This is a genomic window from Mesorhizobium sp. L48C026A00, assembly GCF_000502375.1.
GTDB lineage: Bacteria > Pseudomonadota > Alphaproteobacteria > Rhizobiales > Rhizobiaceae > Mesorhizobium > Mesorhizobium muleiense.
Genome location: NZ_AYWU01000044.1, coordinates 1 through 18,684 on the forward strand (window position 1 = coordinate 1; position 18,684 = coordinate 18,684).

Annotated in this window: 20 protein-coding genes; 13 read left to right on the forward strand and 7 right to left on the reverse strand. The window is 64.4% G+C overall.

Annotated elements, in window-relative coordinates:
• A partial coding sequence (locus X738_RS77985; protein ID WP_023803670.1) for an RNA polymerase sigma factor occupies positions 1 to 1,120 on the forward strand: 1,120 nt, incomplete at its 5' end.
• A 340-nt stretch (positions 1,121 to 1,460) separates the two neighbouring features.
• Here X738_RS77985 and cysK read toward each other — a convergent pair.
• From cysK to hrcA, 3 genes are all read right to left on the reverse strand, one after another.
• Entirely contained in the window at positions 1,461 to 2,441 is a 981-nt protein-coding gene (gene cysK / locus X738_RS77990; RefSeq protein ID WP_023803671.1) for a cysteine synthase A, read from the reverse strand.
• Positions 2,442 to 2,746: 305 nt separating this feature from the next.
• Positions 2,747 to 2,944: a hypothetical protein gene (locus X738_RS77995; protein ID WP_023803672.1), complete on the reverse strand. Its 198-nt coding sequence runs from the start codon at positions 2,942 to 2,944 to the stop codon at positions 2,747 to 2,749.
• Between the two features lie 81 nt (positions 2,945 to 3,025).
• Positions 3,026 to 4,141 carry a heat-inducible transcriptional repressor HrcA gene (hrcA, locus tag X738_RS78000; protein ID WP_023803673.1) on the reverse strand — a complete coding sequence of 372 codons (1,116 nt, stop codon included), beginning with the start codon at positions 4,139 to 4,141 and terminating at the stop codon, positions 3,026 to 3,028.
• Positions 4,142 to 4,276: 135 nt separating this feature from the next.
• Here hrcA and rph point away from each other — a divergent pair, with 135 nt between their 5' ends.
• The 5 genes from rph (at position 4,277) to X738_RS0144500 (ending at position 9,025) form a co-directional block, all read left to right on the forward strand.
• On the forward strand, positions 4,277 to 4,993 hold the full coding sequence (gene rph, locus X738_RS78005) for a ribonuclease PH (RefSeq protein WP_023803674.1): 717 nt from the start codon (positions 4,277 to 4,279) through the stop codon (positions 4,991 to 4,993).
• A 199-nt stretch (positions 4,994 to 5,192) separates the two neighbouring features.
• Entirely contained in the window at positions 5,193 to 5,603 is a 411-nt protein-coding gene (locus tag X738_RS78010; RefSeq protein ID WP_023803675.1) for a VOC family protein, read from the forward strand.
• Complete coding sequence (gene rdgB / locus X738_RS78015; RefSeq protein ID WP_023803676.1) at positions 5,603 to 6,265, forward strand: RdgB/HAM1 family non-canonical purine NTP pyrophosphatase; 663 nt, start codon at positions 5,603 to 5,605, stop codon at positions 6,263 to 6,265. Before X738_RS78010 ends, rdgB begins: the two co-directional genes overlap by 1 nt.
• Positions 6,262 to 7,425: a radical SAM family heme chaperone HemW gene (gene hemW, locus X738_RS78020; protein WP_023803677.1), complete on the forward strand. Its 1,164-nt coding sequence runs from the start codon at positions 6,262 to 6,264 to the stop codon at positions 7,423 to 7,425. Before rdgB ends, hemW begins: the two co-directional genes overlap by 4 nt.
• A gap of 193 nt (positions 7,426 to 7,618) precedes the next feature.
• On the forward strand, positions 7,619 to 9,025 hold the full coding sequence (locus X738_RS0144500; protein ID WP_023803678.1) for a caspase family protein: 1,407 nt from the start codon (positions 7,619 to 7,621) through the stop codon (positions 9,023 to 9,025).
• A 113-nt stretch (positions 9,026 to 9,138) separates the two neighbouring features.
• Here the strand turns inward: X738_RS0144500 and X738_RS78025 are convergent, their stop codons facing one another.
• From X738_RS78025 to X738_RS78035, 3 genes are all read right to left on the reverse strand, one after another.
• Entirely contained in the window at positions 9,139 to 10,044 is a 906-nt protein-coding gene (locus X738_RS78025) for an adenylate/guanylate cyclase domain-containing protein (protein WP_023803679.1), read from the reverse strand.
• A gap of 212 nt (positions 10,045 to 10,256) precedes the next feature.
• On the reverse strand, positions 10,257 to 10,445 hold the full coding sequence (locus X738_RS78030) for a hypothetical protein (protein WP_023803680.1): 189 nt from the start codon (positions 10,443 to 10,445) through the stop codon (positions 10,257 to 10,259).
• 7 nt (positions 10,446 to 10,452) lie between these two features.
• The gene (locus tag X738_RS78035) at positions 10,453 to 10,650 is read right to left on the reverse strand and encodes a hypothetical protein (protein ID WP_023803681.1); all 198 of its coding nucleotides are present in this window, start codon (positions 10,648 to 10,650) and stop codon (positions 10,453 to 10,455) included.
• Between the two features lie 166 nt (positions 10,651 to 10,816).
• On the opposite strand from X738_RS78035, the gene rsmI reads away from it, so the two are divergent.
• Together rsmI and X738_RS78045 are read left to right on the forward strand one after the other, a co-directional pair.
• Positions 10,817 to 11,728 carry a 16S rRNA (cytidine(1402)-2'-O)-methyltransferase gene (rsmI, locus tag X738_RS78040; RefSeq protein ID WP_023803682.1) on the forward strand — a complete coding sequence of 304 codons (912 nt, stop codon included), beginning with the start codon at positions 10,817 to 10,819 and terminating at the stop codon, positions 11,726 to 11,728.
• Positions 11,721 to 12,098, forward strand: coding sequence for a YraN family protein (locus tag X738_RS78045; RefSeq protein WP_023803683.1), 378 nt, complete (start codon positions 11,721 to 11,723; stop codon positions 12,096 to 12,098). The genes rsmI and X738_RS78045 overlap by 8 nt, the downstream gene beginning before the upstream one ends.
• A 243-nt stretch (positions 12,099 to 12,341) precedes the next feature.
• Here the strand turns inward: X738_RS78045 and X738_RS78050 are convergent, their stop codons facing one another.
• Complete coding sequence (locus tag X738_RS78050; protein ID WP_023803684.1) at positions 12,342 to 13,148, reverse strand: undecaprenyl-diphosphate phosphatase; 807 nt, start codon at positions 13,146 to 13,148, stop codon at positions 12,342 to 12,344.
• Between the two features lie 182 nt (positions 13,149 to 13,330).
• On the opposite strand from X738_RS78050, the gene X738_RS78055 reads away from it, so the two are divergent.
• The 5 genes from X738_RS78055 to X738_RS78075 all read left to right on the forward strand — a co-directional run bounded on the left by X738_RS78055 (position 13,331) and on the right by X738_RS78075 (position 18,678).
• A complete protein-coding gene (locus X738_RS78055; RefSeq protein ID WP_023803685.1) occupies positions 13,331 to 14,023 on the forward strand; it encodes a glutathione S-transferase family protein in 693 nt (230 codons plus the stop codon).
• Positions 14,004 to 15,164 (forward strand): tRNA epoxyqueuosine(34) reductase QueG, encoded by a 1,161-nt coding sequence (gene queG, locus X738_RS78060; RefSeq protein ID WP_023803686.1) that lies wholly within the window; start codon positions 14,004 to 14,006, stop codon positions 15,162 to 15,164. Before X738_RS78055 ends, queG begins: the two co-directional genes overlap by 20 nt.
• On the forward strand, positions 15,161 to 16,063 hold the full coding sequence (locus X738_RS78065) for an SDR family oxidoreductase (RefSeq protein WP_023803687.1): 903 nt from the start codon (positions 15,161 to 15,163) through the stop codon (positions 16,061 to 16,063). Before queG ends, X738_RS78065 begins: the two co-directional genes overlap by 4 nt.
• Before the next feature lie 59 nt (positions 16,064 to 16,122).
• Positions 16,123 to 17,295: a penicillin-insensitive murein endopeptidase gene (gene mepA / locus X738_RS78070; protein WP_245277863.1), complete on the forward strand. Its 1,173-nt coding sequence runs from the start codon at positions 16,123 to 16,125 to the stop codon at positions 17,293 to 17,295.
• 366 nt (positions 17,296 to 17,661) lie between these two features.
• On the forward strand, positions 17,662 to 18,678 hold the full coding sequence (locus X738_RS78075; RefSeq protein WP_023803689.1) for a glucokinase: 1,017 nt from the start codon (positions 17,662 to 17,664) through the stop codon (positions 18,676 to 18,678).
• Positions 18,679 to 18,684 lie beyond the last annotated feature (6 nt).

Below are 18,684 nucleotides of genomic sequence, written 5' to 3' on the forward strand. Positions count from 1 at the left end.
CTTTGCGGCGGCGCTGGAGCGCTGGCCGCAAACCGGCGTGCCCGAGAAGCCGGAAGCCTGGCTGCTGGCGGTGGCGCGCCGACGTCGCGTCGATGCGATCCGGCGGCGGCTGACCAGCGAGGCGGGCCGCGACCATCTCAGGCTGATCGCCGAGGAGATCGAGGCACGCATGGCCGACGAAGACCTGCACGACGAGCGGCTGCGGCTGATGTTTGCTTGCGCCCATCCGGCGATCGAAGCCGGCGTGCGCGCGCCGCTGATCCTGCAGACCATTCTGGGCTTCGACACAGCGACGATCGCCTCGGCCTTCCTGGTGTCGCCGGCAACGATGGGCCAGCGCCTGGTGCGCGCCAAAAGCCGCATCCGCGAGACCGGCATTCCGTTCCGCGTGCCGGAGCGGGCAGAGCTTGGCGAGCGGCTGGATGCGGTGCTGGAAGCGATCTACGCCGCGTTCGCCGAAGGCTGGGCCGACCCGGACGGCACCGAAACCCGGCGCCGCAATCTCGCGACCGAAGGCATCTGGCTCGGCCGGCTGGTAGCCTCGCTGATGCCGGATGAGCCGGAAGCGCTCGGCCTGCTGGCGCTGATGCTGTTTGCCGAGGCGCGGCGTGCGGCGCGGCGCAACGCCGCCGGAGACTATGTGCCATTGGCCGAGCAGGAGCTTGGGCTGTGGGACGGCGCGTTGATTGACGAAGCGGAGACATTACTGAAGCACGCCGCGGCCAAGCGCGTCGTCGGCCGCTACCAGCTCGAGGCAGCCGTGCAATCCGCCCATACGACAAGGCGGCTGACCGGCCGGACCGACTGGGCCGCGATCAAACAGCTCTATGATGCGCTGTCGGTGATTGCCGGCTCGCCGGTGGTCTCGATCAACCGCGCGGTGACCCTTGCCGAGGCCGACGGCGCCGCGGCGGGATTGAGTGCACTTGATGAGCTTGGCGACGACAAACGGCTACATGATTATCAGCCTTATTGGGCCGCCCGCGCGGGCCTTCTGGCCAGGCTCGGCAAAACTCGGGAGGCTACCGAGGCCTATAACAGGGCGATCGGCCTCGAACGCGACCCGGCCGTGCGCCGGTTCCTGCAGGCACGACGGGCTGGGCTCGCAGCCGAAGAATGAGGTCCGGGAAAGGCCGGGGTCAGACATGATCCGATGTTTGGGATCTAAGGCCGACCGCTGGTGCCGCCCCTCATTGCCCTGCCCGTCCTCCGCAGCAGCTGCGGAGGGTGGACCGTGCATTTCTCCCCGTAAACGGGGAGAAAGAGGCTGGTCGCGGTGTCGGCACTTTTTTTGCAACGCTGGCGATTGGCGAACCCGTCAATGAGAGCGCCCCCTCGCCCCATTTACGGGGTGCGGATGCCGGCAGGCAGGTGAGGGGCGGCGCCGGCTTCGACAATTGGCGGGGCGCTACGGAGGCGCGGGAACCGCAACCGCAGGCCGGCACAAATACCAATATGCCCTAAGCCCCCAGCCCTTCGAACAGGATCGTCGACAGATAGCGTTCGGCGAAGGACGGAATAACGACCACCAGGTTCTTGCCCTCATTCTCCGGCCGCGAGCCGACGACGATCGCCGCCTGCAGGGCAGCGCCCGACGAGATGCCGACCGGCACGCCTTCGAGGCGGGCGACGAGCCGCGCATTGGCGACCGAATCCTCGTTGGAGACCTTGACGATCTCGTCATAAATGGTCGTGTCGAGGATCTTCGGCGCGAAGCCGGCGCCGATGCCCTGGATCTTGTGCGGGCCGGGCTGGCCGCCCGACAGCACCGGCGAGGCTTCCGGCTCGACGGCGACGACATGCACGGAGGGCTTGCGCTGCTTCAGCACCTGGCCGACGCCGGTGATGGTGCCGCCGGTGCCGATGCCGGCGACGAAGATGTCGACTTCGCCATGAGTGTCGTTCCAGATTTCCTCGGCAGTGGTGCGGCGGTGAATTTCCGGATTGGCGGGATTCTCGAACTGCTGCGGAATGATGGCGTCGGGCAGCGTCGCGGCCAGTTCGTCGGCCTTGGCGATGGCGCCTTTCATGCCTTTCGGCCCTTCGGTCAGCACCAGTTCGGCGCCGAGCAGCGCCAGCATCTTGCGGCGTTCGACCGACATGGTTTCCGGCATGGTCAGGATCAGCTTGTAGCCCTTGGCGGCGGCGGCGAAGGCGAGCGCGATGCCGGTGTTGCCCGAGGTTGGCTCGATCAGCGTGGTCCTGCCGGGCGCAATCCTGCCCGATGCCTCCAGCGCCTCGATCATCGAGACGCCGATGCGATCCTTGACCGAGCCGATCGGGTTGAAGAATTCGAGCTTGGCCAGCAGATTGGCGACGACGCCCTTTTCCCCGGCGAACTTGTCGAGCCGCACCAGCGGCGTGTCGCCGATCGTCTCGGTGATCGAATTGTAGATGCGGCCGCGGCCGGGCACAGGCACGGTGGTGGCGGGCTTGTTCATTGGTTTCGCTCCCAAGAGGTCAGATGGGCAAGGGTCAGGCAATCAAGTGAGTCAGGCAACTAAGTCTCGACCAGGCAGGATAAAGCCTTCGGCCGCGCAAGCTAGTCTGCCGTTTGAAAATATCCGACGGGGTCGCATGCTGAATACATCCTCGCCCGCAGGTGACGGCCAGATGCAACCGCCGCCGCCCTCGGGGCACCGCATCACTTGCCGGTCGGCCCCAGACCGCGTCGCCGGAGACGACGAAGCCGGTCACGAGATCCTCATGCTCGCCGGTCGGCTAGCCGTCCTTGCACCTTTCGGGCTCAGTTCCCGGCGGCGTAGAAATCGTCGTCGAGGCGCTTTTCCAGCGCGACGAGATCGGCCGGCAGCGGCAGGCCCATGGCGCGCATCTCCCCCAGCTTTTCGCGCAACTGCTCCTGCACTTCATGCTGATCCTCGGGCTGGTTGATCATCTGCTCGAGCAACAGGCTGATCTGAGCCTTGAATGATTCCAGCGCCATTTTTTTCTCCTTGAGGTTCCCTTAAGCGTGTCGCGTTGGAAGGATCCGTGCGACGCGCTTCGGTTTTTTGGGCGACATGCATTATCGCAGCATGCGGGAAATAAGCTGCGCGGTATAGTCGACCATCGGCACGATGCGTGCGTAGTTCAGCCGGGTCGGGCCGATGACGCCGAGCGCGCCGATGACGCGGGCGTCCTTGTCGCGATAGGGCGCCACGACCAGCGACGAGCCCGACAGCGAAAACAGCTTGTTCTCCGAGCCGATGAAGATGCGCACGCCGGAGCCTTCCTCGGCGAGGTCGAGAAGCTGGATCAGCCCGTCCTGCGTCTCCAGATCCTCGAACAAATGCCGCAGCAGCTCGATGTCGGCCTGGGCGGTGACATTTTCCAGCAGATTGGCGCGACCGCGCACGATGAGACGCGCCGGCAAGCCGCTCTCGGCGCCTGCCCAGACAGCAAGGCCCTTCTCGACCAAATCCTGCGACAGCGTGTCGAGGGCGGCCCTGGTTTCTTCCTTGATGCGGGCGATCTCGACCCGCGCCTCGGCCAGCGTGCGACCGCGGATATGGGCGTTGAGGAAATTCGAGGCTTCGTGCAGTTGCGAGACGGTGATGCCGGCGGGCAGGTCGACGACGCGGTTTTCGACGTCGCCGTTCTGCGACACCAGCACGGCCAGCGCCTTGTTCGGCTCGAGCTGGATGAATTCGATATGCTTGAGCGCCACCTCGTTCTTGGCGGCAAGCACGAGGCCGGCGCCGCGCGAGATGCCGGACAGCATCTGGCTCGCCTCGGTGAGCATGTGCTCCAGCGTCGCACCAGAGCCGGAGGCGCGTACCTGCGCCTCGATGGTGCGGCGCTCCTCGTCGGAGAGATCACCAAGCTCCATGAAGGCATCGACGAAGAAGCGCAGGCCGGCCTGGGTCGGCAATCGGCCGGCCGAGATATGCGGCGCGTAGATCAGGCCGAGATGCTCGAGATCGCTCATCACATTGCGGATGGTGGCCGGCGACAGCGAAGACGGCAGGATACGCGACAGGCTGCGCGAGCCGACCGGCTCGCCGTCCTTCAGATAGGAATCGACAATGCGCCGAAAGATGTCGCGCGAGCGCATGTCGAGCGATTGAAGGGCGGGCGATTGAAGCGCGGGGGATTGGAGCGCTGCCGCCGACTGGGAACCGGGATCGACTGCCTTGGTCATTCGAGCCAAATACCTCCGGCCCAAGGATATAGACATCGGCCGCGCCCGCGCAACTGGTCCATTTTCCTTTGCGCCTCTCGTCGCGTGCGGCTACAAGCCGGCCACGACTCCTAAAACGACAAGAAAGAAGCCTGAATGCGCCCTTCCAAACGCCAGTTCGACGAAATGCGCGCCATCTCCTTTGAGCGCGGCGTCTCCAAGCACGCGGAAGGCTCGTGCCTGGTGAAGTTCGGCGACACCCACGTGCTGTGCACCGCCAGCCTCGAGGAAAAGGTGCCGGGCTGGATGCGCAATTCCGGCAAGGGGTGGGTGACGGCGGAATACGGCATGCTGCCGCGCTCGACCGGCGAGCGCATGCGCCGCGAGGCTTCGGCCGGCAAGCAAGGCGGCCGCACGCTGGAAATCCAGAGGCTGATCGGTCGTTCGCTGCGCGCAGTGGTCGATCTGCAGGCGCTGGGCGAGCAGCAGATCACCGTCGACTGCGACGTGATCCAGGCCGATGGCGGCACGCGCACCGCCTCGATCACCGGCGGCTGGGTGGCGCTTTACGACTGCCTGCGCTGGATGGAAGCCCGGCAGATGGCCAGCGTCGCCAAGGTGCTGAAGGACCATGTCGCGGCTATCTCCTGCGGCATCCACGACGGCCAGCCGGTCATCGACCTCGACTATCTCGAGGATTCATCGGCCGGCACCGACGCCAATTTCGTCATGACCGGCAAGGGCGGCATTGTCGAGATACAAGGCACGGCCGAGGGCGAGCCTTTCTCGGAAGAGCAATTTGCGGCGCTGATGGAATTGGCCAAGAAAGGTATTGCGCGACTGGTCAGCCTGCAGCAGATGGCCGTGGCGTAGTCCTGAAAATGCCGAGCTTGTCCGCCCCCCTCTGGCCTGCCGGCCATCTCCCCCTCAAGGGGGGAGATCGGGTATCCAATCGGCTTTCGCCAACTGTCGGCGGCGTGGGATGTGCGGAAGCGCTGAAGCTGCCAATCTCCCCCCTTGAGGGGGAGATGCCAAGTTTTGGCAAAGAGGGCAGGCCAGAGGGGGGTGCCTCGTGACACCCTCTGCCATCCTCGAATCAGCGCTGTACGTCACCGACCTCGATGCCGCGGAAAAATTCTACACCGATGTGCTCGGACTCGATCTGCTGGGCAAGGTCGACGGCAGGCATCTTTTCTTCCGTTGCGGGGACGGCGTGCTGCTCATCTTCAACGCCGAGGCGACCAAGGTGCCGCCGGCGCCCGATGCCAGGCTGAAAGTGCCGCCGCACGGCACGGTCGGCGACGGCCATCTCTGCTTTGCGGCGAGCGCGGACGAGATCGTGCGCTGGAGAGCGCATCTTGAGCGAAAGAAAATCGCCATCGAAAGCGAGTTCGAATGGCCGCAGGGTGGCCGCTCGATCTATGTTCGCGACCCCTCCGGCAATTCGATCGAATTCGCCGAACCAAGAATTTGGGGCATCTGATGCATTCGCTTGATGGACATGAGATCGTTGTCGCCAGTCACAATGCCGGCAAATTGCGCGAATTCGCCGATCTGATGGCGCCGTTCGGCATAGAAGCGAAGTCGGCCAAGGAATATGGCCTGCCGGAGCCGGACGAGACCGGCACCACCTTCGAGGAGAACGCCTATATCAAGGCCTTTGCCGCCGCCAAGGCGACAGGCCTGCCGGCATTGTCGGACGATTCCGGCCTGTGTGTCGATGCGCTGGGCGGAGCGCCCGGCGTCTATACCGCCAACTGGGCCGAGGCGCCCGACGGGAGCCGCGACTTCGGCATGGCGATGCAGCGAGCCGAAGTGGCGTTGCAGGAAATCGGCGCGGTTGCGCCTGCGCAGCGCAAGGGCAGCTTCGTCGCCGTCATCTGCCTGGCCTTTCCCGACGGCGCGGCCGAATATTTCCGTGGCGAGGTCGAGGGCACGCTGGTATGGCCGCCGCGTGGCGAACTCGGCTTCGGCTACGACCCGGTGTTCGTGCCGGACGGTTTCGAAAAGACCTTCGGCGAAATGACCGCAGAGGAGAAACATGGCTGGAAGCCCGGCCAGCCGACGGCATTGTCGCATCGCGCTCGCGCCTTCCAGAAATTCGCGCATGCCAGACTGGATTTGGCGCGATCGGCGGTGAAATGACCATGCTGCTCGACCGCAGCCCCGGTTTCGGCGTCTACGTGCACTGGCCGTTCTGCGCGGCCAAGTGCCCCTATTGCGACTTCAACAGCCATGTCCGCCACCAGCCGGTCGACCAGGAGCGTTTCGCGCGCGCCTTCGAAACCGAGCTTGCGACGATGCGCAACCGCACCGGACCGCGCGAGGTGACCAGCATTTTTCTCGGCGGCGGCACGCCATCGCTGATGAAGCCGCAAACCGTGGCGACGGTGCTGGACGCGGTGGCGAAGAACTGGACGGTGCCTGCCGGCATCGAGGTGACGCTGGAAGCCAACCCGTCTTCGGTCGAGGCCGAGCGCTTTCGCGGCTATCGGGCGGCAGGCGTAAACCGGGTGTCGCTCGGCGTGCAGGCGCTGAACGACAAGGATCTGCGCTTTCTCGGCCGGCTGCACAATGTCGATGAAGCGCTGCACGCGGTTGGCCTGGCGCGTGAGATTTTCCCGCGGCTGTCGTTCGATCTGATCTACGCACGGCCCGGCCAGACAGCGGAAGCGTGGCAGGCGGAGCTCGAGCAGGCGATCGGCCATGCCGCCGACCATTTGTCGCTCTACCAGTTGACCATCGAGGAAGGCACGCCGTTCCACGCGCTGCATGCGGCCAGGAAATTCGCTATTCCCGACAATGACCATGCCGCCGATCTCTATGCGCTGACGCAGGAGATCACCGCTGCGCATGGGCTGCCGGCCTATGAGATTTCGAACCACGCCAGATCAGGCGCCGAAAGCCGGCACAATCTCACCTATTGGCGCTATGGCGAATATGTCGGCGTCGGTCCCGGCGCGCATGGCCGCTTCGTCGAAAACGGCCGTCGCGTGGTGACGATCGCCGAAAGAATGCCGGAAACCTGGGCCAATCTGGTCGAGGCCAAGGGCCATGGCGTCACCGGCGGCGAGATCCTGACGCGCTCGGAAGAGGCCGACGAGTTCCTGTTGATGGGACTGAGGCTGGCCGAGGGCATCGACCTCGCTCGCTATGAAGCGTTTTCCGGCCGCGGCCTGTCGACGGCGCGGCTGTCGATGCTGCAGGGCGAGGGGCTGGTGGCGCCGATCGGCAATGCCCGCCTGCGCGCCACGCCGGCCGGCATGATCGTGCTAGATGCTGTGGTGGCGGATCTGGCGCGGTAAAGCTTGGGCCAAGATCTGAACTGTCACAGACAATTTATCGGCTCAAGCAAGGATGCTGGAAATTCGGCTTGCTTGGCCGAATGGCCATCGCACCGCAATCCGCAACCGATAGTGACTTGCAAGCGTGGGCCTGACTGGTCAAGCTTCGGTCGGGTGCCGCTAATCTGCGGCTGAAGCAGAGCACGGGGCTAAAATGCGCCTCTTCAACATCGCGCTTGCTGTCATTGCTCTGATCGGCGGGCTGGAGGTGGCGTGGGCTGAAAAACGCGTTGCGCTGGTGATCGGCAATTCGAGCTATCAACGGGTCGCTAAACTTCCCAATCCGAACAATGACGCTGCTGACATGGCGGCCTTGCTCTCAAAGGTAGGGTTCAAAGTATCTCGCAAGATGGACTTGGACCATACCGCGTTCAGGAAAGCTCTGCAGGAGTTCGGTCGCGCGGCGGAAGGTGCTGATTTCGCAATAATCTTCTTCGCGGGACATGGGGTTGAGGTTGAGAATAGAAATTTTCTCGTGCCTACAGACGTCAGCCTGAGCGCTGATTCCGACGTGGAGTTTGAGGCAATCCCGCTGGATTTGGTGATGAACGCGTTGTCCCGTGTCTCCGGCGTGCGGGTGGTTCTACTTGATGCTTGCCGGGACAACCCTTTTATCGCGGCCATGCGAAGATCAAATGCAACGCGTTCCATCGGCAGAGGCCTGGCTGCGATTGAACCGGCAGCCGGAACCCTGGTCGGGTACGCTGCGAAGGAAGGTACAACCGCTTTCGATGGAGCGGGACGGAACAGTCCCTACACTGCAGGGCTGTTGGCGCATTTGGGTGAACCCGGGGTAGACATCCAATTCGTGTTCCGCAAGGTTCGCGACACTGTTCTGGCCGCGACAGGCGGCAAGCAGGAACCATTCACGTACGGATCGCTGCCTGGCAGGGAAATTTTCATTGCCCCTCCTCGTGGGCCAACGGCAGTCTCGCCAGCCAACAACAGCAGCCGAGATGCGAGCCTGACGGAAATCGAGTTGTGGACCTCAATCCGCGGCTCCAAAAGCAGCGGAGCGTTAAAGGATTATCTTCAACTGTACCCGGAGGGCCTGTTTGTGCCTCTCGCCAGACTCCAAATTCAACAGTTGGAGAATGCAGATCATCAATCGGACGCCAGCCAGGAAGATGCCCCGAACGAGCTGGCGAAGCGGATACAGCGCGAGCTTGGCCGCGTTGGGTGTAATCCGGGAAACCCAGACGGCATCTGGGGTGGAAGGACCCGGGAGGCGTTGCGCCGTTTCGCTCGCCACTCCGGCGCTGAGATCGACATGGCGAAACCGACAACAATTGCTTTGAAGATATTGGAAGGAAGCACAGCGCGCGTGTGTCCGGTGGTTGCCCGGCCGAATTCGATACAAGAACCCGGCCATGCAAATGGCCCGAATACCCGGCCACGACCGACAACGGAACAGAAGCGTGCCGCCGCTGCTCCGAGCGCGAGCAGGCCAGCTCGCGTTTGCAGGGCAGAAACCCACGATGAGTGCAGGGTCCGAGCGCGGGCCGCCGGGGCACGCCGGGGCAGCGGCTTCTGCCGCGATCGAATTACAATCTGCGAGTGACGTGCCTCGGCAGAACTTGCCGATCTGGCGTCCCTCAGCGGCCACGAGCCCTGTTGAAGCCGGCGAGAACCGGCGGCAAGCGGCAGCAGAAAGCTATGCTCCTGCTGGCGCGTCTATTCTAGGCTGAATACCTCGATCATCTCGGCGCGCCCTTTGACCTCGTGATAGCCGCAGGACTTGAAATATTGTCTGCCTTCAGGCCAGTGCTCGACGAACTGGGCGCTGACCAATAGCGGCTTGTCCAGTTTTCGCGTCAATCCCTCAATACGAAAGGCCAAATTCACGGCATCGCCCAGCGCGGTGTTGATGCCTTTGCCCATAACGCCGATAGCAACTTCACCCACATGAAGGCCAATGCGGCAGTCGAGTACGATGTCTTGTTGTTCCCTGACCAGTACTCGGGTTGGCGACGTAGCCGCGTCTTCCGCAGCGCGGAGCGCCTGGGCAGCCTGAACCGCAGCGACACAGACGTCCGCTGCCGTCTCGTGCCAATAAGCAAATACACAATCACCGATGAATTTGTCGATCGAGGCACCGTAGTGCTTCAAGATCATATTGCAGTCCATATACCACTCGGCCAGGAGGGCCGCCACCTGTTCCGGGGACAGCCTGGCGCTAATTCCGGTAAACTCCTTCAAATCAGCAACGAACAGCGTGGCCGGCCGGCTCTTGGGGGCTGCCGGGTTGCCCCATTGAGTTTTTGTGTTCGCCACTTGCGAATCTGGATCGGGGGCAGTCGTGCCCTGGTCGAAAAGAAAAATCGATCTGCCGAACTGGACGCGATCGCCGGTGTGCAGCACACGCGCGGTTGTGAGCGCCACGTCATTCACATAACTGCCATTGGCACTGCCGACATCAACAACCCAGTAGTTCGCGCCGTCGCGCCGGATCGTTGCATGCTGGCGCGAAACTTCCCCGTCTTCCAAGCGTATGGTGGAATGTTCGCCACGACCAACCAGGTTGAAATCTCCCAGCCTGTAGGCCTCTCTGCTGCCCAGTGCGGTTAAAGTTGCCGACATGATCCTCTCCCGTACGCTCAAGCGCGCGCACGCAGGTTCAATATTAGCACGTTACGAACAGAGGCTGGCGACATTCCAGAGGACGATGAGTTCGTGGACCCAGCGTCTGCTGGAAGCGCGCGTGTCTAACAATCCGGGTTGAATGATGTGGCCGAGCGTTTCCCCCACGCTTTAGAGAGAAGTGTCTCGGCCAATCGCGAAGGTCGCGGTAGTCAGGCGTCGTGCTTGGGGAGGCGCTTGGCGTGGTCTTTCTCGGCGTCCGCCTCGCCGTCGCGAGCCGGCTTGGCCTCGCCCTTGTCGCGGCGGGCGCGGTATCGATCGCTTGTCGGATGTGGGGGCGCTCCATTGCGGGAGCTTTTGGTTTCAAGGCGGGTGATGAAAATGTCGAAGCGATTGGGCATCGTCTGGTCAGTGCTCCATCGTGCTGCCGGTGCCGGTCGAGGGCTCGATCTCGAGCTTGGTTGCCTTTGACGGCCGACGCTTTCGCGGCTTTTTAGCCGAGCCGGCGCCGGCTTTGGCAGGCAGGCCCTTGTCCTTTCGCACGGCAAAGCGCTTGCGGCCTGCATAGTAGGGTTCGAAAACGTCTTGTATCTTGAGGCTGTCCATCCTGCTCCTCCCGAGATCAGGCATAAATCCGCCGGGCACGGTTTCGTTCCGCAGTGTGGCAAAGGCATGACAGCCGCATCACTTCGGCATGGGTTTTGCAACCCGGCGTGAGCCGTGCCAAACAGGGCCGAATGCATTCAAGGTCAGAGCCTGATGGGGGATACCGGTGACCGGCGAGTCGGCAAAACGCAGCTACGTGATCGGCCAGACCGAGATACCGGCCCGGCCGCTCGAGCCGGCGCTCTACCTGGTGGCGACGCCGATCGGCAACCTCGCCGATATCACGTTGCGCGCGCTTGAAACGCTCGCCGCAGCCGACATCGTCGCCTGCGAGGACACGCGTGTCAGTCGCGTGCTGCTCGACCGCTACGGCATCCGCCGCCGCACGTCAGCCTATCACGAGCACAATGCCGGCGAGGCCGGCCCAAAGCTGATCGCAGCCCTGCTGGCCGGGCAAAGCGTGGCGCTGATCTCGGACGCCGGCACGCCGCTGATCTCCGATCCCGGCTACCGGCTGGTCGGCGAAGCGCTCGACCAGGGCATTCGCGTCGTGCCGATCCCCGGCCCGTCGGCGCCGCTCGCGGCGCTGACGGCCTCCGGCCTGCCCTCAGACGCCTTCCTGTTCGCCGGCTTCCTGCCGGTGAAGACCGGCCAGCGGCTGGCGCGGCTGGAAGCGCTTAAAACCGTGCCGGCGACGCTGATCTTCTTCGAATCGCCGCGCCGTCTGGCCGAGACGCTCGGTGCCATGGTCGAGGCGCTGGGTGGCGCCCGCAAGGCCGCGATCGGCCGCGAGTTGACCAAGACCTTCGAGGAGATACGGACCGGCAGCCTGCAGTTGCTCGCCGATCATTACGCGGCGGCCGACACGCCGAAGGGCGAGATCGTCATCTGCGTCGGCCCGTCGGACGCAACGGCCGACGAGCCGGCGGACATCGACCGGCTTCTGCTTTCGCTTGCCGCCGAGATGCCGGCCTCCAAGGCGGCGGCGGAAGCCGCCAAGATGACCGGCGGCCAGAAGCAGGCGCTTTACCGACGGCTGCTCGAACTCAAGGATAGTGGGAAAGCCGGCGATGGCTGAACGCCCGGTCGCCAGCCGCCAGCGCGCCTATCGGCGCGGCCACCGCAGCGAGTGGCTGGCGGCTGCGGCATTGATGGTGAAGGGCTATCGGATCCTGGCGCGCCGCCACCGCACGCGGTTCGGCGAGATCGACCTGATCGCGCGGCGCGGCGACCTGGTGCTGATCGTCGAGGTGAAGGCGCGCCGCACGCTGGTGGAAGCGATGGAGGCTGTTCGCTACGAATCGGAGCGCCGCATCGAAAGCGCCGCCGATATCTGGCTGTCGCGCCAGTCCGACTATGGCAGATTGTCGGTGCGCTTCGACATGGTCGCGGTGCTGCCGTGGCGCTGGCCGGTGCATGTCGAAAACGTTTTTTACGGGCGGAGTTGAGGAAGGTCGTCGCCATCCGAATCTTGCGAGACGTCAGCGGGACAGCGCCCCCCTCTGGCCTGCCGGCCATCTCCCCCACGAGGGGGGAGATCGGAAGTTGCGCCATCTTCGCCAACTTCGAACGTTGAAAAAGAGGCGCTGTCGCGAAAACTGCCGATCTCCCCCCTCGTGGGGGAGATGTCCGGCAGGACAGAGGGGGGCGCGAAGGAACTCGACGGAGTAGTGTGGGGGCAGTCTCTGCACTCACCCCCGGACGAACAGCGCCGCAAGGCCGACGGTGCCGATGACCAGCCGCCACCAGCCGAACAGCGAATAGCCGTGGCGCGAGACGTAGTTGAGCAGGAAGCGCACGACGATAAGCGCCGCGACGAAGGCGGCGATGAAACCGGCGGCGATGATGGGCAGATCGGCGCTGGTCAGCACATTGCGGTTCTTGAACAGGTCGAAGGCGAAGGCGCCGACCATCGTCGGCATGGCGAGAAAGAAGGAGAATTCCGCAGCCGCGCGTTTGTCGACGCCCAGAAGCAGCGCGCCGACGATCGTCGAACCGGAACGCGACGTGCCGGGGATCAGCGAAAGGCACTGGAACAGTCCGATCTGCAGATAGAGCCGGAGCGGAAACCGCTCGACGTCGTGATAGAGCGGCTTCGGCTTGAACCGATCCACCCACAGCAGGACCAGGCCGCCGATGATCAGCATGACGCAGATCAGCCTCGGCGATTCAAACAGCACCGTCTTGATGAAGCCATGCGCCAGCGCGCCGATGACGGCCGCCGGCAGAAAGGCGACGAGGATGCCGAGAACGAAATGCCGCGTCACCCGATCACGCGGCAGGTCGACCAGCATCTGCCACAGGCGATGGAAATAGACGCTGAGGATCGCCAGTATGGCGCCGAGCTGGATCAGGATCTCGAAGGCCTTGCCGGTCGAATGGAAGCCGAGAAAATGACCGGCAAGCAGGATATGGCCGGTCGACGAGACCGGAATGAACTCGGTCATGCCCTCGATCATGCCGAGCAGCAGCGCTTCGACAATGGTCTGGCTTTCCATGGAAACCTCGGCGTTCGAGTGAGAGCTTTGAACAATGGCTTGCTTGTCATGGCGCGGAACTCCTCCTATAGGTCGCAGCACCCTGACGGCCCTTTTGAATCGGGGCGGCCCCCTGAATCGGGGCGGCCAAGACTTACCGGCGCAGCCGGCGATTTGCCAGTGCGCTCTATTATCGCGGGACCATGCTGACGCTTTTCCACCACCCGATGTTCGCCACCTGCCGCTTCGTTCGCCTCGCTTTCGGCGAGTATGGCGAGGAACTGGCGCTGATCGAGGAAAAGCCGTGGATGCGGCGCAAGGAGTTCCTGGCGCTGAACCCGGCCGGCACGCTGCCGATCCTGCTTGCCGAGGGCGACGTGCCGATCGTCGGCGCCATGGTCATCGGCGAATATCTCGACGAGACGCGCGGCGTGCTCAAGCGCGACAAGCGGCTGTTCGCCGAGGACCCAATGGAGCGCGCCGAAATCCGCCGGCTGACCGACTGGTATCTCAACAAGGCCGATAGCGAGGTGACGCGTCACCTGGTGCGCGAGCGCGTGCTGAAGCCGATCATGCCGGAAACGGCGGGCGGCGGCTCGCCCGATTCGGCGGCGATCCGCGCCGCGCGCGCCAACATCCGCCAGCACATGAAATACACCAACTGGCTGGCCGGCACCCGCCATTGGCTGGCCGGCAGCAAGGTCACCTATGCCGACCTCGCGGCTGCGGCTGCGCTGTCCGTGCTCGACTATCTCGGCGAGATCGACTGGCGCGAACACGCTGCCGCGCGCGAATGGTATGCACGGGTGAAATCACGGCCATCGTTCCGGCCGCTTTTGTCCGACCGGGTGCGCGGCCTGTCGCCGGTGTCACATTATGCGGACCTCGATTTCTAGAGCGCAAAACTTGCGCGCGCTGATCGACCGCGAGGCGCGGCGCGCCGGTTTCGATGCCGTTGCCGTCACCACGCCCGATGCCATCCCGCAGGCGCCGGCCCGGCTTGCCGCATTCGTCGCCGACGGCTTCCACGGCTCGATGGGTTGGATCGCCGAGACGCTCGAACGCCGCGGCGAGCCGATGGCGCTTTGGCCCGAAGTTCGCTCGATCATCGTGCTGGCCATGAACTACGGGCCGGACCACGACCCGCGCGCGGTGCTGGGCAAGCGCCAGCGGGGCGCGATCTCCGTCTATGCGCAGAACCGCGATTATCACGATGTGATGAAGGGCCGGCTGAAAGAGATCGCCGGCAAGATCGTGGGGCACTCTGGGAGCGACGTAAAAGTGTTCGTCGACACCGCCCCGGTGATGGAAAAGCCGCTGGCAGAAGCCGCCGGCCTCGGCTGGCAAGGCAAGCACACCAATCTGGTCAGCCGCGAGCACGGCTCCTGGCTGTTCCTTGGCACCATCTTCACCACCGCCGAGCTTGCATCCGATACGCCCGAAGACGACCATTGCGGCTCTTGCCGCGCCTGTCTCGACGCCTGCCCGACCGACGCCTTTCCGGCTCCCTACCGGCTCGATGCGCGCCGCTGCATCTCCTACCTCACCATCGAGAACAAGGGGCCGATCCCGCACGAGTTCCGCGAAAAAATCGGCAACCGCATCTATGGCTGCGACGATTGCCTGGCCGCCTGCCCATGGAACAAGTTTGCCCGGGCAGCGTCCGAGGCAAAGCTCGTCGCCCGCGCGGACTTGCGCGAGCCGCCGCTCGCCGATCTGTTGGCGCTTGACGACGCTTCCTTTCGGTCGTTCTTTAGCGGTTCGCCGGTCAAGCGCATCGGTCGCGACCGCTTTGTCCGCAACGTGCTGATCGCCGCCGGCAATTCCGGCGAACCCTCGCTCGGAAACGCCGTGCGTGCGGTGCTCGGTGACGCCTCGCCGCTGGTGCGCGGCGCAGCGGTTTGGGCGCTGTCACGGCTTGTGCCGGCTTCGGAATTCGCCGAGTCGGCCAGCGCTGCGGTGAAAGCGGAAGGCGACGAGGCCGTGCGACGCGAATGGCGCCTGGCGCTGGCAAACCAGATCGAGGCGCATGCATGAGCGAGAAACAGATCCTCATTTTCGGCGCCGGCTATTCGGGCAAGGCATTTGCCCGCGCCAGCAAGGATGCCGGCACCATCCTTGGCACGACACGCGCGCCAGAGAAATTCGAAGCGCTGCGGCAAGCCGGAATCCAGCCGCTGCTTTTCGATGGCGCGCTGACGCCTGAAATCAGGGACGCGCTCAAGAAAACAACCCACCTCGTCGTCTCGGTGGCGCCGGAAGAGGCCGGCGACCCGGTGCTGAATGCGGCGCGCCAGGCAATCGCGAAGATGCCGGCGCTCGAATGGATCGCCTATCTCTCCACCGTCGGCGTCTACGGCGACCATGGCGGCGGCTGGGTCGACGAGACCGCCGAATGCAGGCCGCTGTCGAAGCGCTCGATGCTGCGTGTCGCCGCCGAGCAGGACTGGCTGAAGCTGGGTCGCGACATCGGGCGGCCGGTGGCGATCCTGCGGCTTTCCGGCATTTACGGGCCGGGCCGCAATGCCCTGGTCAATCTCGAAAACGGCTCCGCGCGGCGGCTGGTCAAGCCGGGCCAGGTGTTCAACCGCATCCATTGCGACGACATTGCGGGGGGGCTTTGGCATCTGCTCAAGCACACCAGCGGCGGCATCTTCAACGTCACCGACGACCTGCCGGCGCCGCCGCAGGACGTCGTCACCTATGCCGCAGGGCTGATGGGCGTCACACCGCCGCCGGAAATTCCGTTCGAGACCGCCCAGCTTTCGCCCATGGCGCGGTCCTTCTATGGCGAGAACAAGCGTGTCGCCAACACGGCGATCAAGGCGGCCGGCTATCGCTTCCGCTTTCCCGACTACCGGTCGGCCTTCGACCATATGTGGGTTTTGGGCAACTGGCGCGATGGCGAGGCGCGCAGCCCGATGAAGCGGTCGTGATCGAAATCGCGCGCCGGGCGTGATATGATTCGACCAATTTGCAGAGGGGTTCTGCTTTCATGACGATGTTGAAGCGACCATTGCCCGGCAAATCGCTGCTGCTGAAGCGCGTCGCAACGCGCTTTAGATTTCTGTTTACGCATGTCGTTGTCCCAAAACCGCTGCGCACTTTTGGGCGACATGCATTAGCAGCACTCGCCGTCCTCGCCTTGGCGGGGCTTGCAGCGCGACCTGCGGCGGCCGAGGAACTGGCGAAAAACCTGTTCGGCGCCAAAAAACTGCCGGCCGTGGCTTCGCCGCAGTCGATCGGTTTTTATTCCAAGGGCTGCTTTGCCGGCGGCGTCGCCATACCTCTGAACGGCCCGAAATGGGAGGTGATGCGGCCTTCGCGCAACCGCCGCTGGGGCCATCCGACGATGATCGCGCTGATCGAGAAACTGTCGCGCGACGCCGCGGCCGATGGCTGGCCCGGCCTTTTGGTGGGCGACATTTCGCAGCCGCGCGGCGGTCCGATGCTGACCGGCCATGCCTCGCACCAGATCGGCCTCGACGCCGACATCTGGCTGACGCCAATGCCCGACCGCAAGCTTTCGCTCGAGCAGCGCGAAAACATGAGCGCCACCTTGCTTGTCGACGAAAAGACCCATTTGGTTAAAGATGCGCTCTGGGCGCCGGCGCATACGCGGCTGCTGAAGCGCGCGGCAAGCTATGCGGAAGTCGAGCGCATCCTGGTCAATCCCGGCATCAAGAAGAAGCTCTGCGACACGGTGAAAGGCGACCGTGGATGGCTGCGCAAGGTAAGGCCGTTCTGGGGCCACGACTATCACTTCCACATCCGCATCGGCTGCCAGCCCGGCTCGCCCAAATGCAAGGCGCAGGAAAACACCGCGCCAGGCGACGGCTGCGACCAGTCGCTGGCATGGTGGTTCACCGAGGAGCCGTGGCGCCCCAACAAGAACCCGGACAGGCCGAAAGCGCGCGACCTGATGACGATGGCGAGCCTGCCCGCAGCATGCCAGGCCGTGCTCGACGGACCAAATCCGGCTTCGGCGGAGGCGGTCACCTATTATGGCGACGGCGTGCCGGTCGCGGCTGCACCCGTTCTCACCAAGGCTCCGTCGCCGGCGCGGGCATCGGCAAGCGGCGCGGCAGCCCTCCCGGCCACGGCCAGCGCCTACGCCGAAACGCCCGAGATCGGCATTCCGCTGCCGCGACCCCGGCCGGGGTATTGAGGCCAACAACCAACTGTTGGGGTCGGCGCCCAACTGTTGGGGTCGGCGCCGCCCCTCATTGCCCTGCCGGGCATTTCTCCCCGTACAATGACGGGGAGAAAGGGCTAGCCGCTGCCTTGGCGCCGTTCTTGCAGCGTTGGAGATTGGCGAAACCATCGATGAGAGCGTCCCTCTCCCCGTTACTATTCGGGGAGAGGATGCCGGGAGGCAGGTGAGGGGCAGCGCCAACGCTGAATGAGGTTAGTACGAAATTCGGACCGGAAGTGATTGCTCCGGAACTGACCCTGAAGCGACTTTCCCTTTCCCGGGTCATGCGGTAGTCAACGAAAGAACGGAACGCCACTGGGAACCGGGACGGACGAGAGCATGCCAGACGACGACACCGTGCTGCAGTTTCCGGTCCTGATCGGCGACATCGGCGGCACCAATGCGCGCTTTTCGATCGTGCTCGACGCGGATTCGGAACCAACCGAACCGCAGATCGTCCAGACCGCCAATTTCAACACGATCGACGCGGCGATCCGGGCGGCGGTGCTCGACCGCTCGTCGATGCGGCCCAACTCCGCCGTGCTGGCGGTGGCCGGCCCGGTCGACAGCGAAGAGATCCCGCTCACCAACTGCCCGTGGATCGTCAAGCCGAAAAAAATGTTTGCCAGCCTCGGCCTCGGCGACGTCGTGGTGCTCAATGATTTCGAGGCGCAGGCGCTGGCCGTCGTGGCGCTCGGCGAAGAGCATATGGAAAAGATCGGCGGCGATGCGCCGGAGCCGAATGCCGGGCGCGTGGTGCTCGGCCCCGGGACCGGGCTTGGCGTCGCCGGCCTGGTGCACGCGCTGAACCACTGGATCCCGGTGCCCGGCGAGGGCGGGCACATGGATATCGGGCCGCGCTCGCCGCGCGATTTCCAGGTGTTTGCGCATATCGAGAAGCTCGAGGGCAGAATCTCCGGCGAACAGATCCTGTCCGGGCGCGGCCTGGTCAATGCCTACCGGGCGGTGGCCAAGGCGGACGGCAAGCCGGCGCCGTTGACCACGCCGGCCGAGGTCACCGCCGCGGCGCTGGCGAAGTCAGATCCGGTGGCCGAGGAAGCGCTGTCGCTGTTCGTCACCTGCCTGGGGCGCACCGCCGGCGACCTTGCGCTGGTGTTCATGAGCCGCGGCGGCGTCTTCCTGACCGGCGGCATCGCGCAGAAAATCCTGCCGGCGCTGAAAACCGGCAATTTCCGCGCCGCCTTCGAGGACAAGGCGCCGCACAGCGAGTTGATGCGCACCATGCCGGTCTATGTGATCACCCATCCGCTGGCAGCGCTTTCCGGCCTTGCCGCCTTTGCCAGAAACCCATCGCTGTTCGGCGTCCAGACGGCGGGGCGACGCTGGCGGGCGTGACCCCAC